This is a genomic window from Saccharopolyspora sp. 7B, from assembly GCF_020177435.1.
GTDB classification, from domain to species: domain Bacteria; phylum Actinomycetota; class Actinomycetes; order Mycobacteriales; family Pseudonocardiaceae; genus Saccharopolyspora_C; species Saccharopolyspora_C gregorii.
Map to the genome: position 1 here is coordinate 107,649 of NZ_JAIUKC010000015.1, position 16,674 is coordinate 124,322.

Annotated in this window: 12 protein-coding genes and 1 tRNA gene; 7 read left to right on the forward strand and 6 right to left on the reverse strand. The window is 70.8% G+C overall.

The window, feature by feature from the left end:
• Positions 1–65 precede the first annotated feature (65 nt).
• The 5 genes from lysA to rho all read left to right on the forward strand — a co-directional run bounded on the left by lysA (position 66) and on the right by rho (position 7,622).
• Positions 66–1,484, forward strand: coding sequence for a diaminopimelate decarboxylase (gene lysA, locus LCD33_RS03535; protein WP_224960383.1), 1,419 nt, complete (start codon positions 66–68; stop codon positions 1,482–1,484).
• Positions 1,485–2,789, forward strand: a complete 1,305-nt coding sequence (locus tag LCD33_RS03540) for a homoserine dehydrogenase (protein WP_224960381.1) — start codon at positions 1,485–1,487, stop codon at positions 2,787–2,789.
• The gene (thrC, locus tag LCD33_RS03545; protein WP_224960379.1) at positions 2,786–3,871 is read left to right on the forward strand and encodes a threonine synthase; all 1,086 of its coding nucleotides are present in this window, start codon (positions 2,786–2,788) and stop codon (positions 3,869–3,871) included. The genes LCD33_RS03540 and thrC overlap by 4 nt, the downstream gene beginning before the upstream one ends.
• Positions 3,872–3,873: 2 nt before the next feature.
• Entirely contained in the window at positions 3,874–4,794 is a 921-nt protein-coding gene (gene thrB, locus LCD33_RS03550; RefSeq protein WP_224960394.1) for a homoserine kinase, read from the forward strand.
• Positions 4,795–5,648: 854 nt separating this feature from the next.
• A complete protein-coding gene (gene rho / locus LCD33_RS03555; RefSeq protein WP_224960377.1) occupies positions 5,649–7,622 on the forward strand; it encodes a transcription termination factor Rho in 1,974 nt (657 codons plus the stop codon).
• Positions 7,623–7,914: 292 nt separating this feature from the next.
• On the opposite strand, the gene LCD33_RS03560 is transcribed toward rho, so the two are convergent.
• A complete protein-coding gene (locus tag LCD33_RS03560; RefSeq protein ID WP_224960375.1) occupies positions 7,915–8,835 on the reverse strand; it encodes a cation diffusion facilitator family transporter in 921 nt (306 codons plus the stop codon).
• Positions 8,836–8,998: 163 nt separating this feature from the next.
• Between LCD33_RS03560 and LCD33_RS03565 the strand changes: the two genes are divergently transcribed.
• Positions 8,999–9,071, forward strand: a tRNA-Arg gene (locus LCD33_RS03565).
• Positions 9,072–9,140: 69 nt separating this feature from the next.
• Here the strand turns inward: LCD33_RS03565 and LCD33_RS03570 are convergent.
• Positions 9,141–10,595, reverse strand: a complete 1,455-nt coding sequence (locus tag LCD33_RS03570; protein WP_224960641.1) for an SDR family oxidoreductase — start codon at positions 10,593–10,595, stop codon at positions 9,141–9,143.
• Between the two features lie 227 nt (positions 10,596–10,822).
• Between LCD33_RS03570 and LCD33_RS03575 the strand changes: the two genes are divergently transcribed.
• On the forward strand, positions 10,823–11,434 hold the full coding sequence (locus tag LCD33_RS03575) for a GNAT family N-acetyltransferase (RefSeq protein WP_224977504.1): 612 nt from the start codon (positions 10,823–10,825) through the stop codon (positions 11,432–11,434).
• A gap of 131 nt (positions 11,435–11,565) precedes the next feature.
• On the opposite strand, the gene LCD33_RS03580 is transcribed toward LCD33_RS03575, so the two are convergent.
• From LCD33_RS03580 to LCD33_RS03595, 4 genes are read right to left on the reverse strand one after another with little or no spacing between them, the layout of a single operon-like run.
• Positions 11,566–13,137 carry an ABC transporter ATP-binding protein gene (locus LCD33_RS03580; protein ID WP_224977505.1) on the reverse strand — a complete coding sequence of 524 codons (1,572 nt, stop codon included), beginning with the start codon at positions 13,135–13,137 and terminating at the stop codon, positions 11,566–11,568.
• Positions 13,134–13,940, reverse strand: a complete 807-nt coding sequence (locus LCD33_RS03585; protein WP_224960637.1) for an ABC transporter permease — start codon at positions 13,938–13,940, stop codon at positions 13,134–13,136. The genes LCD33_RS03580 and LCD33_RS03585 overlap by 4 nt, the downstream gene beginning before the upstream one ends.
• Complete coding sequence (locus LCD33_RS03590) at positions 13,937–14,884, reverse strand: ABC transporter permease (protein ID WP_224967044.1); 948 nt, start codon at positions 14,882–14,884, stop codon at positions 13,937–13,939. The genes LCD33_RS03585 and LCD33_RS03590 overlap by 4 nt, the downstream gene beginning before the upstream one ends.
• The gene (locus LCD33_RS03595; protein WP_224977506.1) at positions 14,881–16,359 is read right to left on the reverse strand and encodes an ABC transporter substrate-binding protein; all 1,479 of its coding nucleotides are present in this window, start codon (positions 16,357–16,359) and stop codon (positions 14,881–14,883) included. Before LCD33_RS03595 ends, LCD33_RS03590 begins: the two co-directional genes overlap by 4 nt.
• Between the last annotated feature and the right edge of the window lie 315 nt (positions 16,360–16,674).

Sequence of the window (16,674 nt, forward strand, 5' to 3'; positions counted from 1 at the left end):
CGTTCGGGCGGCCGCGCCGGGGAACGGCTCCCCGGCCGGCACGAATCCGCAGAGGAGCCGCGATCATGCGCGCCCATCCCGCCGGACCTCGGCACGCCGAGGTCCTGTTGCCGGGCAGCACAGCCGGGCCGGTCCCGGCGGACGAGTCCGAGCTCGACGAGTTGCACGCGGCGGTGTGGCCGCGCGGTGCGCACCGGGAGGACGACGGCGCCGTCTCCTTCGCCGGGACGGACGTGCGCGAACTCGTCCGCGAGCACGGCACCCCGCTGTTCGTCCTCGACGAGGCCGACTTCCGGTCCCGCTGCGCCGAATACGCGACCGCGTTCGGCGACCCCGCATCCGTGCACTACGCGTCGAAGGCGTTCCTGTGCACCGAGGTGGCCCGCTGGGTCGCCGAGGAAGGCCTGAGCCTGGACGTGTGCAGCGGCGGTGAGCTCCGCGTCGCGCTGCGCGCCGAGTTCCCGCCGGAGCGCATCACGTTCCACGGCAACAACAAGTCCACCGCGGAGCTGGCGACCGCCGTGGACGCCGGCGTCGGTTCCGTCGTGCTGGACTCGTTCCACGAGATCGCCCGCCTGGACCACCTGGCCCGCGAACGCGGTGTCGTGCAGCCGGTGATGATCCGGGTCACCGTCGGTGTCGAAGCGCACACCCACGAGTTCATCGCCACCGCGCACGAGGACCAGAAGTTCGGGTTCTCGCTGGCCGCGGGCAACGCCGCCGAAGCGGCCCGCCGCGTCATCAAGGCCGACGGCCTCGACCTGGTGGGCCTGCACAGCCACATCGGTTCGCAGATCTTCGACGACGACGGTTTCGGCCTGTCCGCGCACCGGGTGGTGTCGCTGCTGGCCGAGCTGCGCGCCGAGCACGGCGCCGAAGCGCTGGGGAACCTGACCACCGTGGACCTCGGCGGCGGCCTCGGCATCGCCTACACCCCCGACGACGACCCGCTGCCGGTGCGGGAGCTGGCGACCCGGCTGCACGACGTGGTCCGCAAGGAGTGCGACCTCGCCGGGTTCGAGCCGCCGCGGGTGGCCGTCGAACCGGGCCGCGCCATCGCCGGGCCCGGCACGGTCACCGTCTACGAAGTGGGAACGATCAAGGACGTCGAGCTCGACGGCGGCGTGTCGCGCCGCTACGTGAGCGTGGACGGCGGCATGAGCGACAACATCCGCACCTCGCTCTACGACGCCGTCTACGACTGCAGGCTCGTCTCCCGATCGGCCGAAGCGCCCCCCGTGCTGTCCCGCATCGTGGGCAAGCATTGTGAGTCCGGTGACGTTGTGGTGCGAGACTGCTGGTTGCCGGAGGACATTGCTCCGGGCGACCTGCTGGCCGTCGCCGCGACGGGAGCCTACTGCTACGTGATGGCGAGCAACTACAACCGACTCCCCAAGCCGCCGGTGGTCGCCGTGCGGGACGGGCGGTCGCGACTGCTGCTGCGCAGGGAGACCGAGGACGACCTGCTCCGGCTGGAGGTGTGAGTGATCGAGGACCGTGAGCCGATCCGCGTCGCGCTGCTGGGCTGCGGCACGGTCGGCACCGAGGTACTGCGCCTGCTGCAGGGCCGCCCCGAGGAGTTCGCGGCGCGGACCGGTGCACCCGTGCAGGTCACCGGCGTCGCCGTGCGGCGGCTCCACAAGCATCCGAACGTCCCCGAGCAGCTGCTCACCACGGACGCCGCCGCGCTCGTCGACGGCGACGTGGACGTGGTGGTGGAGCTGATCGGCGGCATCGAACCGGCCCGCTCGCTGCTGCTGCGCGCGCTGCGCAGCGGCAAGTCGGTGGTGACGGGGAACAAGGCGTTGCTGGCCGAGCACGGCTCGGAGCTGTACGCCGCCGCCGACGAGTCCGGGGCGGACATCTACTTCGAGGCCGCCGTCGCCGGGGCGATCCCGCTGCTGCGCCCGCTGCGCGAATCCCTCGCCGGGGACCGCATCAACCGGGTGATGGGCATCGTCAACGGCACGACGAACTACATCCTGTCCGCGATGGACTCCACGGGCGCCGGCTACTCGGAGACCTTGGACGAGGCCGGGCGGCTGGGCTACGCGGAAGCGGATCCGACCGCCGACGTGGACGGCTTCGACGCGGCGGCGAAGGCCACCATCCTGGCGTCGCTGGCGTTCCACACCCGTGTCGCGGCCACCGACGTGCACCGCGAGGGCATCTCCGGCGTCACCCCCGGCGACATCGCGGCCGCGAAATCGCTGGACCGGGTGGTGAAGCTGCTGGCGATCTGCGAGCGCGTCGTCGCCGAGGACGGCACCGAATCGGTCTCGGCCCGCGTGCACCCGGCGATGATCCCCCGGGACCACCCGCTGGCCGGGGTCGGCGGCGCCTACAACGCGGTGTTCGTGGAGGCCGAGGCCGCGGGGAGCCTGATGTTCTACGGCCAGGGCGCCGGCGGGGAGCCGACCGCGAGCGCGGTGCTGGGCGACCTCGTCGCGGTGGCGCGGAACCTGGTCGTGGCGGGCAAGGGTCCGCGCGAGTCGGCACACGCGAACCTGCCGGTGCAGCCGATGGGCGCCACCCCCACCCGCTACCACATCAGCCTCGACGTGGACGACAAACCGGGCGTGCTGTCCCAGGTGGCGGCCACGTTCAACGACAACGATGTGAGCATCTCGGTGGTGCGCCAGGCGGGCAGGGGCGAAGAGGCCAGCCTGGTCGTGGTCACCCACACCGCCACCGATGCGGCCCTGAAATCCACAGTGGACAAGATTGCCGGGTTGGCCTCGGTGCGCGAGGTCGTCAGCGTGATGCGCGTGGAAGGTGAACCGTCGTGACTTCGAACATCCAGGGTGCGCCCGCGAGGGCCGGGTGGCCCGGCCTCATCGAGGCGTACCGGGACCGGGTGGAGATCCCCGAGGGCGCCCGCGTGGTCACCCTGCAGGAGGGCGGCACCCCGCTGGTGCCCGCGCAGCACCTCTCCGAGCTCACCGGCTGCGAGGTCCACCTCAAGGTCGAGGGCGCGAACCCGACCGGTTCCTTCAAGGACCGCGGTATGACGGTCGCCATCACGCACGCGCTCGCCGCGGGCAGCAAGGCCGTCATCTGCGCCTCGACCGGCAACACCTCCGCCTCGGCCGCGGCCTACGCCTCGCGCGCCGGGCTCACCTCGGCGGTGCTGGTGCCGCAGGGCAAGATCGCGATGGGCAAGCTGGCGCAGGCCGTGGCGCACGGCGCGAAGATCCTGCAGGTGCAGGGCAACTTCGACGACTGCCTCGAACTCGCCCGCAAGACCTCCGCCGAGCACCCGGTGACGCTGGTCAACTCGGTGAATCCGGTGCGGCTGGAAGGCCAGAAGACCGCCGCGTTCGAGATCTGCGACGTGCTCGGCTCCGCCCCCGACGTGCACTGCCTGCCGGTGGGCAACGCGGGCAACATCACCGCCTACTGGAAGGGCTACGCGGAGTACGCCGCGGACGGCGTGATCCCGTCCACCCCGCGGATGTTCGGCTTCCAGGCCGCGGGCGCCGCGCCGCTCGTGCACGGCGCGCCCGTGCTCGAACCGGAGACGATCGCCACCGCCATCCGGGTCGGCAGCCCCGCCTCCTGGCAGCACGCGGTGTCCGCGAAGGACGCCTCCGGCGGCCTGTTCGCCGCGGTCACCGACGAGCAGATCCTGCACGCCTACCGGCTGCTGTCCTCCCGGGAAGGCGTGTTCGTCGAACCCGCCTCCGCCTCCAGCGTCGCCGGGCTGCTGGCCGCGGTCGAGGACGGCCGGTTGCCGCGCGGGTCCCGCGTCGTGTGCACCGTCACCGGGCACGGCCTCAAGGACCCGGACACGGCGCTGTCCGGCATGGTCGAGGTCGAGCCGCTGCCGGTGGACCCGCGAGCCGTGGCCACCGCGCTGGAACTGGTGTGAGCCTGCGGGCCGGCGGTGGGGTGCGGGTCGTGGTGCCCGCCTCCACCGCCAACCTCGGCTCCGGGTTCGACGCGCTCGGCATGGCGCTCGCGCTGCACGACACCGTGCACGTGGCGGTGACCGGCGGCCCGCCCGGCAGCGCGGTGGTGACCGCCGAGGGCGAAGGCGCCGGATCGATCCCCACCGACCACGAGCACCTGGTCGTGCGGGTGCTGCACCGCACCTGGTCCGAGCTCGGCGTGCCCGCGCCTGCCGTCCGGTTGCGCTGCCGCAACGCCATCCCGCACTCGCGGGGGCTGGGTTCCTCGGCCGCGGCGATCGTCGCCGGGGTCGCGGCGGCCTACGAACTCGCCGGTTTCCCGCTGCGCGAGACCAAGAACCTCGAACAGGCGCTGCACCTGGCCGCCGACTGCGAAGGCCACGGCGACAACGTCGCGGCCAGCCTGCTCGGCGGCGTGGTGATCGCCTGGCAGGAGGCGGACCGGTTCCGCGCCGCCTCGCTGCCCGCGCATCCGGACGTGCACCCGATCGCGCTGGTCGCGGGCGGCGAGTCCGCCACGCACACCACTCGCGGATTGCTGCCCGAGCGGGTTCCGCACGCGGACGCCGCGTTCGCCGCGGGCCGTGCCGCGCTCGCCGTGCACGCCCTCACGACCGACCCGTCGCTGCTGCTGGCCGCCACCGACGACCGGCTGCACCAGGACTACCGGGAATCGGCGTGGCCGAACACCATCGAGCTGGTGCGGCGGCTGCGCGCGGCAGGCGTGCCCGCCGCCGTGTCCGGCGCCGGACCGACGGTGCTGGCGCTGCCCGCGGGCGGTGAACTGCCCCGCACGGTGGACACCAGCGGGTTCACCGCGCTGCGCCTTCCGGTCGATCGGCGCGGCGTTCAGGTGATATCCGAGCCGACGACGGCGGAATGACCGGCCCGGGCCGACCATTCCGCCGCGCGTGGTGGTACAAAGGACATGTCGGCAGGACGTCAGGACTGCACGGCAGGTGTTCCGAAACGGTGGATGCTCCGGCACGGCCGATTGCGCGAACACCGTGATCGAACGAGGGCGTGCCACGCCTGCGGAGGTTGTTGCACCTCGGTGGCGAGGCGTCTACCCTCAAGGTCAATCAGTCACCGCGCGCTCGGCGCCGGTGCCGCATCCGGAGCTTCGTTCTCCGGGGCACATTTCCCGCTGGTGAATCGACTCCACTCCACACGGGTGAAGATCAGGATCTGCGGGTTGCCGGACGCGGTGGCAGAGGCAGGAGTTGTCAACTCAATGGGGTTCGCGCGGGGCTGCCGACCTGTGGGTTCCGGCCGACGCCGCATGGGGGCCTGACCGCGATGGTCATGCTCTCGACGCGATCGACGCCGGATCGGCGCACCCCGGTGCCCGTCGTCCCGATTCCGCTCTGCGGCAGATCGGGCGGACCGGAAATCACAGCGCTCCCCGTGAACGACGACATCTGAGTGAGGCGGCAGCAGGGCGTGCATCGGCGAGTGTGGATCGGAGTGGATGCGTCGCACGTGCACCGTGGTTCTGACACGCAGGAGCGTGAAAACCGCACCGCGCAACGGCATTCGGACGAGCACATGACCCGGGTACCTCCCACCGCCCGGTGCTGCTGGTCCCCCTGATCGCCGACGTCGATCGAGCCGCGCGTGCGTGTTGAACTCGACCGGCATCGGGCTGGTAGCACATCAAGGCCGTTCCGCTGACAACAGCGGGCGGGCAATCCGCTGGGTCGCGTAGGAGGCGCGGTCCGGTCAGGAAGGACATTCGTGAGCAACACCGAACTGTTGAGCAGCGAGACGACCAACGGCGTCTCCCAGGCTGGCCAGCAGGAGTCTGAGCAGCCGTCCGCGGGCGCCGAGACCAACGGCGCCCCGCGCCGCCGCGGCGGGCTGTCCGGCATGGTCCTCGCCGAGCTTCGACAACTCGCCGGGGAACTGGGGATCGACACCAGCGGCCTGCGCAAGGGCGACCTGATCGCGGCCATCAAGGAGCGGCAGGGCGGCGCCCCCGCCAAGCCCCGCGCGGCCGCCAAGCCTGCGCAGGAGGACGCCCCGGCGCAAGAGACCGCGCCGAGCCGCGGCAAGTCCCACCAGCCCGCGCTGGACGAGACCGACTCCGCTGCCCAGCAGCAGGACTCGGGCTCGGACTCCGGCAACAACGGCTCCGCGCCGAACCGCGGGCGCTCCCGGCGCCAGCAGCCCGCCGAGCAGGGCGGTGAGGACGAGGGCCGCCGCGGCAACCGCCGCCGTCGCTCCTCCAACCGCTCCGGCGGCAACCAGGACCAGGGCGACGAGCGCGGCCAGGACCGGGGCGACCGGCAGAACGACCGCGGCGACCGGGGCGACAACCGGGACCGCGACAAGGACAACAACCGGGGTGACCGGGGCGGCCAGGACCGGGGTGATCGCGGCGACCGGGGTGGCCAGGACCGGGGCGACCGGCAGAACTCCCGGCAGCAGCAGGACAAGCAGGACAACCGTCCGCAGGACGACTCCGACGAGGACGGCGGCCGCAGGCGCGGACGCCGCTTCCGGGACCGCAGGCGCAACCGCGGCCGTGCCGAAGGTGGCGGCAACGAGCCCGAGGTCCGCGAGGACGACGTCCTGCTGCCCGTCGCCGGCATCCTCGACGTGCTGGAGAACTACGCGTTCGTCCGCACCTCGGGCTACCTCGCCGGGCCGAACGACGTGTACGTGTCGCTGTCGCTGGTCCGCAAGTACGGGCTGCGCCGCGGTGACGCGATCAAGGGCGTCATCCGGCAGCCCCGGGACAACGAGCAGCAGCGGCAGAAGTTCAACCCGCTGGTCCGCGTCGACTCCATCAACGGCCTCGAACCGGAGGCGTCGAAGGGCCGCTCGGAGTTCCACAAGCTGACCCCGCTGTACCCGAACGAGCGACTGCGGCTGGAAACCGAACCGCAGAACCTCACCGGCCGGATCATCGACCTGGTGATGCCCGTCGGCAAGGGCCAGCGCGCGCTGATCGTCTCGCCGCCGAAGGCGGGCAAGACGATGGTGCTGCAGGCGATCGCCAACGCGATCACCACGAACAACCCGGAATGCCACCTCATGGTGGTGCTCGCCGACGAGCGCCCCGAAGAGGTCACCGACATGCAGCGCTCGGTCAAGGGCGAGGTCATCGCCTCCACCTTCGACCGCCCGCCGTCGGACCACACCACCGTCGCCGAGCTGTCCATCGAGCGGGCCAAGCGGCTCGTCGAGATGGGGCACGACGTGGTCGTGCTGCTCGACTCGATCACCCGCCTCGGCCGCGCCTACAACCTCGCGGCCCCCGCGTCCGGCCGGATCCTCTCCGGTGGTGTCGACTCGACCGCGCTGTACCCGCCGAAGCGGTTCCTCGGCGCGGCCCGCAACATCGAGAACGGCGGCTCGCTGACCATCTTCGCCACGGCGCTGGTGGAAACCGGATCCACGATGGACACGGTGATCTTCGAGGAGTTCAAGGGCACCGGCAACGCCGAGCTCAAGCTGGACCGCAAGCTCGCCGACAAGCGGCTGTTCCCCGCCGTCGACGTGGACGCCTCCAGCACCCGCAAGGACGAGATCCTGCTCGCACCCGACGAGCTCACCGTCACGCACAAGCTGCGCCGGGTGCTCGCCGCGCTGGACGCCCAGCAGTCGCTGGAACTCCTGCAGGAACGGCTGCGCAAGTCGCGCACCAACATCGAGTTCCTGATGCAGGTCGCCAAGAACGCCCCCGGTGGCAAGGACGACAACTGACGTCCGAACCACGCACGGACCGGCCCGCACCTCGCGAGGGGTGCGGGCCGGTTCGTTTTCACCTGGTGCGAGGAAGGGAACCTTCCTGTCACGCCGTTCCACGGGCCACGTCGGTGGTGCGAGGAAGGGAACCTTCCGGTCAGTCGAACTCCGGGACCCGACTCCGGGCTCAGCTGTGCGCCCCGGCGTGGAAGGGAACCTTCCTGTCACCGGTGCGGTGAAGGGAACCTTCCGATCACCTCCGGCGCCCGCCTGGACCGTGGTCCGGGCGCAAGAACCTGCCGTCAGCCGATCACCAGGTGAGCGCTTGGCACCGCCGGGCACACTCGGTCGGCTCGACCTGCAAGGTGGCGTGTTCGATCCGGTACTGCTCGGCGAGCAGCCGTTGCGCGGCGGTCAGGACGTCCCCGTGGTCGGCCCCGGCCGGAATCGTGAGGTGCGCCGAGGCGACCTCCATGCCGGAGGTCAACGTCCACACGTGCAGGTCGTGCACCTCCTTCACCGCCGGCAGCGCGGCGAGGTCGCGGTGCATCGCGTGCACGTCGACGCCTTCGGGCGCCTGCTGCACCAGGATCCGCAGCGCCTGCCCGGCGAGCTTCCAGGTGCGGGGCAGCACGAACAGCCCGACGGCGACGGCGACGATGGGGTCGACCAGGTACCAGCCGAAGGCCCAGGCGAGCGCGCCGCCGAGCAGCACGCCGACCGAGCCGATGGTGTCGGCGAGCACTTCCAGGTAGGCACCGCGCAGGTTGATGCTCTCCCCCGCGCCTTCGCGCAGCAGCAGGAACGCGACCACGTTCGCGGCGAGTCCAGCCGCCGCCGTGATCATCATGGGCAGCCCGGCGACCTCCGGCGGATCCTGGAAGCGCCCGACGGCCTCGACGAGGATGTAGCCGGCGACCGCGAACAGCAGCACCGCGTTGGCGAGGGCGGCGAGCACTTCGATGCGGTACCAGCCGAAGGTCCGCTTCGCCGAGGCCGGGCGGCGCGCGGCGGTGATCGCGGCGAGCGCCATCCCCACGCCCAGCACGTCGGTCAACATGTGCCCGGCGTCCGAGAGTAGGGCGAGCGAGGACGTCAGGTACCCGACGACCGCTTCCAGCACGAAGAACGCCAGCAACACCCCGAACGCCATCGCCAGGCGCCGCGAGTACCGCCCGGAAGCGCTCGCGGGCGATGCAGTCCCGTGTCCGTGGCCGTGCCCGTGGCCCATCACGAACCTCCCCTTCGCCTACCGCCACCATGATATATAGCGAGATGCGCATGAATGCAATGGAGGGTCCACCCACTGGACGCGACCGCACGCCCGCGAACCTTCACCCCCTTCCGGTTCGCGCCGGAGCGTGCGCTAAGCTGACCTACGTCAACAACAGCAAGCCCTCGTAGCTCAGCGGATAGAGCACTGCCCTCCGGAGGCAGGTGTCGCAGGTTCGAGTCCTGCCGAGGGCGCCCGACAAAAGGACGAGCAGTCGATGCTCGTCCTTTTTCGCGCGCTGAAGCGAAATTGCCTGCCGGGTCTTACTTCTCGGCCGCGACGCGGAGCACGTTGCGCACCATCCCGCCGAAGACCACGCCGTGGAACGGCGCCACGAGCCACCAGTAGAGGTGACCGGCCAATCCGCGCGGGACGAACACCGCACGCTGGCGGTAGTGCGAACCACCCGTGCCGTCCGGCTCCACGGTGAACTCCAGCCACGCCCGCCCCGGCAACCGCATCTCCGCGCGCAGCCGCAGCAACCTGCCCTCCACCAGCTCTTCCACCCGCCACCAATCGAGCGCCTCGCCGACCCGCAACCGCTGCGCGTCCCGGCGCCCGCGCCGCAAACCGACTCCGCCGGAGAGCTTGTCCAGGGCACCGCGCACCGCCCACAGCAGCGACGAGGAGTACCAGCCGTGCTCCCCACCCACGCCTTCGACCACGCGCCACAGCCGTTCCGGAGCCACCTGGCTACTGCCTTCGCGGACGTCCGCGTACACGGTCCCGCCGGACCAGGCCGGGTCCGAGGGCAACGGGTCCGAGGGGGCGTCCGACGGCGCCGCATCCGACCAGCGGGTCTCCACCTCGGCGTTCCGGACCTTGCGCAACGCCAGCTGCACCGAGCGGTCGTAGCCGGTAAGGCCGCCCGCCGGCCGCGGCACCAGTTCGTCGATGTCGTCCTCGGAGCAGACCGCCTCGTGGATCAGCGATTCGATCAGCGGCCGCCCGACGCTCTTCGGCACCGGCGTCACCACGTTGATCCACTGGGCGCTCAGCCACGGCGTCAGGACGCCCACCGACAGCATCCGCCGCGGCGGCAGGTCTGCCACGACCGCGTAGCGGCGCATCATCTCGCCGTAGGTCAGCACGTCCGGGCCGCCCACGTCGAACGTCCGGTTGATCGAACTCGGCAGCCGGGACACCTCGACCAGGTAGTGCACGACGTCACGCACCGCGATCGGCTGCACCCGATTGGCCACCCAGCGGGGGGTCACCATCACCGGGAGCCGCTCGGTCAGGTGTCGCAGCATCTCGAAGCTCGCCGAACCCGAACCGATGATCACCGCGGCTTGCAGGACCACCGTCGGAACCCCGCTGCGCAGCAGGACCTCGCCGACCTCCGCTCGCGAAGCCATGTGCTCGGACAACTGCTCCCCCGCAGGATGCACCCCGCCCAGGTACACGATCCGCTGAACCGACGTCTCCCGCGCCGCCTGCCCCATCAGCAGCGCCGCACGCCGGTCCCGGGCCGCGAAACCCGACTCGGCCATCGCGTGCACCAGGTAGTAGACGACCTCGACACCGTCGCAGGCGGCCGTCACGTCCCCCTCGCGCAGCAGGTCGCCGCGGACCACCTCCACCTGGTCCCGCCAGGGCACGTCGCGCAGCTTCTCCGGATTCCGGACCAGGCAGCGGACCTGCCGCCCGTCCTCGAGCAGCCGGGGGACCAACCTGCCGCCGACGTACCCGCTCGCTCCCGTCACCAGACACACCATGGGCGAAGCCTGCAGCTCGCCCACCGCCCCCGCACTCCGACGGGCCGGTGCGATGAAGGGAACCTTCCTGCCACCGGTGGCAGGAAGGTTCCCTTCATTCGATGATCATTGCGGCCTGTGCGCCACACCCCGGACTTATTGAAAATGAGAGTCATTGTATTGTGGCCGCGGCGCACCGGGAGTCGCGTTCGCTCGCGACTCAGGCGCGAGAGCCCGATGGAGAGCACATGGATCACCAGGAAGAGCACCGGATCGGCGAGTACGCGGTGCGCCGCGCCCGCCCGGAGGACGTCGAAGGCGCGCGCCGGGTCATGCTCGACACGTTCTACAAGGAGTTCGGCCACGGCTACCACGCCCGCTGGCACTCCGACGTCGTGGACATCGAGGGCGCGTACCTGAAGAACCCGCGGCACGCGCTGTTCGTCGCGGTGCGCGACGGCGAGGTCGCCGCGACCACGGCGATCCGCTCCGGCGGCCCGCGCTGCCCCCCGCACCCCGAGTGGCTCGCGGCCCGGTACGGGGACGGCAGCACCGCGCAGCTGTTCCGGGTGTACGTGGACCGGCAGCATCGCCGCAACGGCCTGGCGAGCGCGCTGGTGTCGATGGCGTGCGACTTCGTCGCCGACACGCCCGAATATTCGACGATCTACCTGCACACGAATCCGGCGATCGAGGGCGCGGCGCCGTTCTGGCGCAGCGCCGCGACGGAGATCTACGACGCCCGGGAGGACTCCCGGTACAGCCCGAGCGTCCACTTCGAGATCCCGATCCCGGGCCGGTCCTCCGCCTGCCCAGGGGAAGCCGCCTTCGCGTTCCCGGACGTCGATTACGCCGGGTGATCTCGGCTGCGAGATCGTGTGGCCCTGTTCCTACCCGCTCGAGCGATGCGAACGCGCGTTCGACGGGGAAGCATGGAGGCATGTCCCCCTCCAAGCACCTCCCCGCTCGGCGACACCGCGAACTTCCCGGCCTAGACCTGGCCGATCCGGCTCGTCGCGGCCTCGACCAGCGCGCTCGTCATCGGGTGTCGTGGCGCACGCAGCACTTCCGAAGCAGCACCCTGTTCGACGATGCACCCACCGTCGACGATCACGACGTGCTCGGCGAGATCCGCCACGACCCCGAGGTCATGGGTGATCAGCACCAAGGCGCACTCCGCGGTCCGCTGCAGCTCCTTGAGCAGGACGAGCAGCTCGGCCTGGGTGACGGTGTCGAGCCCGGAGGTGATCTCGTCGCAGATCAGCACCCGCGGTTCGGCGAGCAGTGCGCGCACCAGGGCGGCGCGTTGCAACTCACCCCCGGAGAGGGAATCGGGCCGCCGTGCGGTGATCTCCGCGTCGAGGCCGACGCGTTCGAACCACTCCGCCGCCCGTCGCCGCGCCTGCTGCCGGTCGATCCCGCGGAGCCGTTCGGCGGTCCGCGCTACCTGGTCGAGCACGGGCGCGAACTCGTTGAACGAAGCGCGCGCGTCCTGGAAGACGTACTGGACGTCGGCCAGCTGCTCCCTGCTGCGCCCGCTCAGGCGCGCGGCCAGCGGTATCCCGTCGAGCACGATCGTCCCTCGCCGCGGCGGGTGCAGTCCGGCGAGGCACCGGGCCAGCGTCGTCTTGCCGCTGCCGGAGCGGCCGACCACGGCGATCCGCCTGCCCCGGCCGATGTCCAGCGACATCCCGTGCAGCGTCTCGACCTTCCTGCCCCGGCCCCGGTGACCGGCGACCAGGTCGTTCGCGGCGAGAACCGGCGGTTCGCGGTCGTCCTCGGCAGCTGCCAGTGGCGCTCTGGTGTCGGGCTGGGATTCGACGAGCAGCCGCGTGTAGTCGTGCTCCGGGGAGCCGAGCACCGCCGCGGCCGGGCCCGATTCGACGACGGCTCCGCCACGCATGACCAGCACCCGGTGCGCCAACTGCCGCACCACGTCGAGGTCGTGGGTGAGCAGCAGCACAGCGATGCCCTGGTCCGCGAGACCGCGCAGCTCTTCGACGATCTGGGCGCGGGTCAACGCGTCCTGCCCGGTCGTCGGTTCGTCCGCGATCACCACGGCCGGATCGCAGACCAGCGCTTGGGCCAGCACGATCCGCTGCTGCTGTCCCCCGGAGAGCTGGTGCGGGTAGCGGTCGAGCAGCGCCTGCCCGTCGGGGAGCTGTGCCCGGCGCAGCGCAGTGGTGACCCGGGCCCGCACCAGTTCCTTGCGCTCGGAGCGCGCGACCGGCCCCAGGTGGCGGCGAGCGATCTCCCGCAAGACCGAACCGACCCGCCGCACCGGGTTCAACGCGGCCGCGGGGTGCTGCGGGATGTACCCGAGGTGCCCCGCCGCCGGCGGCCGACCCGGGCCGACCGGGTGCCCGGCCACGGTGACCTCACCGTCGACGCGCGCCCAGGTCGGGTGTTCACCGAGCAGGGCGAGCCCGGTCGTGGTCTTGCCGCTGCCGGATTCACCGACGAGCGCGGTCACCTCACCCGCTGCCATCGCGAACGAGACATCGGACACCAGGGGCCGGGAATCGAGCGAGACGTTCAGCCCGCCGACCTCGACGACGTTCACGCGCGCACCTCTCGCCGTTTCCTGCGCAGCAGCTGGTCGAAAGCCAAGTTCACACCCACCGACAATGCCACGATCAGCAACGCGGGCAGCACGACAGCCCACGGCTGCAGGAACAAGCCCGTGCGGTTGCGGTCCACCATGGCCGCCCAATCGCTGGCCTGCGGAGACACCCCCACACCCAGGAAGCTCGCCGAGGCGACGAGGTAGATCGCTCCGGTGAACCTGGTGCCCGAGTCCGCGGCCAGCGTGCGCGCCATCGCGCGCACCACGTAGCCGAGTCCGATGCGAACGCGGCTCTCCCCCTGCATGCGCATGGCCTCCACGGCCGGACGTGCGGAGAGCGAGAGCGTCGAAGCCCTGGAAATCCTGATGACGTCCGGAAGGTTGATGACGGTGACGATCGCGACCAGCACCCAGCCGACGTTCGGTGCGGCGGAAGCCAGCAACAGCAGCAGGAGCATCGAAGGGATGGCGAGCAGGACGTCCAGCGGCCGCATCACCACCTCGTCGACGAACCTGGCCCGGTTCATCCCGACCGCCACGCCGATCGGCACGGCCACGGCGTACGTGCACACCGTGGCGGCCACGGCGACCAGCACCACCGAGCGACCGCCGAGCAGGACTTCGTTCCACACGTCCCGGCCGACGAAGTCGGTGCCGAACAGGTGGCCGGCGCCGCTGCTGAACGCAACGTCCTTTGCCACCGCCCCCGAAGCGAACAGCGGGCCGAACACGGCCAGCAGCAGCGGCACGGCGATCAGGATGCCGGGAACCAGCACCCCGGGCCTGAGCAGGCTTCTCATCGGTCGTCCTCCGCGGCGGGAGCCAGGATCCGGGCGACGATGTCCGCCACCAGGTTCACCAGGACCGTCACGACGGCCAGCACCAAGGACAACCCTTGCACCACCGGCAGGTCGCGCGCGGACACGGCATCGATCAACGTGGTGCCCAGCCCTGGGATCACGAAGATCGCCTCCACGACGATGACGCCGCCGATGAGCCAGTCCGTCGTGCGGGCGAGTTGCTGCACCGCGGGCACGACCGCGTTCGGCAGCGCGTGCGCGAACTGCACCCGCAGCGGCGAGAGCCCGGCTCGGCGCGCCTGCTGGACGTACCCGGACCGCAACGCGTCGATCATGCCGGCGCGGACCAGCCTGCTCAGCGAGCAGATCGGGCGCAGCAGCAGCACCAGCACCGGCAGCACCAAAACCGCCGGGCGGCTCAGCAGCCCGCCGCCGCCCACGGCGGTCGGCGGCAACCAGCCGAGCTGAACGGCGAACACGGTGACCAGCAGGATCCCCATGGCGAATTCCGGCACCGAGTACAGACCGAGCGTGGTGGAGGTGATGAGGCGGTCGGTGAGCCGGCCTTCCCGGTTCGCCGCCAGCACGCCGAGTCCGAGTGACACCGGCACGATCAACGCCAAGGTGAGCGCCGCCAGCAACAAGGTGGGGCCCACGGAAGAGCCGATGATGTCCAGCACCGAACGCGGACCCACCAAGGACCGGCCGAAATCTCCTTGCGACGCCGCGAGCATCCAGCCACCGAGGCGTTCCCACACCGGCGCGTTCAACCCGAGCTGCCCCCGCAGCAACGCGATGACCGCCGGGTCCGGATCGTCCCCGGCGATGGTGACGGCCGCGTCACCGGGCAATGCCTCGATCAAGAAGAACACGACGACCATGACCAGGAGGACCTGCACGAACCCCAGCAGCACTCGCCGGGCGATGTAGCCCGGAATGCTCACCCCAGCCACACCTTGTCGAAACGCGCCCAATCCAGGGTGTTCGCGGGGGCACCGTCATCGATGCCGCCGACCCTGCTCGCCGACGCCACGATCCAATCCGACACGCCCCACCACAGGAAGCCGCCCTCCTCGAAGAGCGTGCGCTGCATCTCCCGGTAGAGCCCGGCGCGCGCGTTCTCGTCCGAAGTGGACTGTGCCTGCTGGTAGAGCGCGTCGAACTCGGGACGCTGCCACTTGGTGTTGTTCGTCGTCGAGCTCGACAGCAGCCGCTGCGAGAGGTGCGATTCGATCGGCATCGCACCGGACCGGTAGCTGACGATGGACCCCTGCTCGCCGATGTCCGACCAGTAGGTGTCCTTGTTCCCCAAGGTCACGTCGATCGTGACGCCCGCGAGCTTCGCCTGGTCGGCGAACGCCAGCGCCGCTTCCCGCAAGCCGGGAGAGGCTTCGGAGGTGAGCAGCTCGACCCGCAGGTTCTCCGCGCCCGCACGGCGCAGCAGCTCTTTCGCCTTCGCCAGGTCCTGCCGCCGCTGCGGGAGCTCAGCGTCGTAGTACTGGTAGTTCTTGCCGAACAGGTCATTGGCCACCTCTCCCGAGCCCTGCAGCACCGAACGGACCAGTTCTTCGCGGTCGACCAAGTGGAAGAACGCCTGCCGGACCTCCAGTCGATCGAACGGGGGCCGGTCCACCTTCATCGCCAGCGAGTGGAAATTGCTCAGCGGTAACCGGTGGATGTTGATCTGTCCCGCCGCCTCGTGGCTGCGGGCGGTGGTGGCGGTCAGGTCGTGCGCGTAGTCCGCTTGATCACCCAGCAGCGCGTTCACCCGGGCCGCTTCGTCGTTGCTCACCAGAATTTCGAGCTCGTCGAGCAGCGGCGCGCCCTCCCAGTAGTTCGGATTGCGGGCGACGAGGAAGCTACGCCCCGGTTCGAACGAGGTGAACCGGAACGGGCCCGAACCAACGGGGCGCTCGAAGTTCTCCGCGTCCTCCGGAACGATGTAGGCGCCCAAGGTGGCGAGCGCGTTCGGGAACTCGGCGTACGGCCGCTTCAACCGGAACTCAACGGTGCGGTAGTCGATCGCGCGGCTGCCCTGCAGGTCGATCACGGAGAGACTCGCCTTAGCCCGTCGAGTGCTGTCCGGACGCAGGATGCGCGCGTAGCTCGCCAGCACGTCAGCGGCGCGCACCGGCCGTCCGTCGTGGAACGTGGCCTCGCGCAGCGGTACCCGCCACGTCCGCAGGTCCGGACTCGACTCCCACCGCTCGGCCAGCCGGGGTTGCGGGGACATGTCGGAGCCGTAGTCGGCGAGCTTGTCGAACAGCGCCTTGGCGCGGGCCACCTCGGCGTAGAGGTTCGTGGCGTGCGGGTCCAGCACCTCGTCGGCTCCGCCGCCGGGGAACACCGCCCGCAACCGGCCGCCCGGCTTCGGCGGGCCCGCGGTCGAACCGGAGCCACCCGCCGCGCAACCCGACATTCCCACGAATGCGGCCGCTGCGGTGAGTCCCAGGAAACCCCGCCTGGTCACCGCCCCGCCGGTGGAAGAGCCAGCAGCCGATCCGTCGGACTCCATGCGCGGTTCTCCATTCCGTCCCATCACCTGCAACGCCGGCGCAGCCCACCGCAACACCAAAAGAAAACGATAATACTTTTCAAGAACTCCAAGCAAGCGATCTTCCTCACGTCGCGGGGGGGGGCGGCCGACCCAAAACACGAACCCCAACATGCGGATTACGAACAAACCACCCGCCGGGAGGCCGGCAGGCGCCCCCCAGAAGACCCACACCCCCCC

Bases quoted from the DNA above. Each gene is read 5' to 3' on its own strand.
- LCD33_RS03585 (WP_224960637.1), bottom strand. From the start codon at position 13,940: ATGAGAAGCCTGCTCAGGCCCGGGGTGCTGGTTCCCGGCATCCTGATC.
- lysA (WP_224960383.1), top strand. From the start codon at position 66: ATGCGCGCCCATCCCGCCGGACCTCGGCACGCCGAGGTCCTGTTGCCG.
- LCD33_RS03595 (WP_224977506.1), bottom strand. From the start codon at position 16,359: ATGTCGGGTTGCGCGGCGGGTGGCTCCGGTTCGACCGCGGGCCCGCCG.
- LCD33_RS03570 (WP_224960641.1), bottom strand. From the start codon at position 10,595: ATGGTGTGTCTGGTGACGGGAGCGAGCGGGTACGTCGGCGGCAGGTTG.
- LCD33_RS03560 (WP_224960375.1), bottom strand. From the start codon at position 8,835: ATGGGCCACGGGCACGGCCACGGACACGGGACTGCATCGCCCGCGAGC.
- LCD33_RS03575 (WP_224977504.1), top strand. From the start codon at position 10,823: ATGGATCACCAGGAAGAGCACCGGATCGGCGAGTACGCGGTGCGCCGC.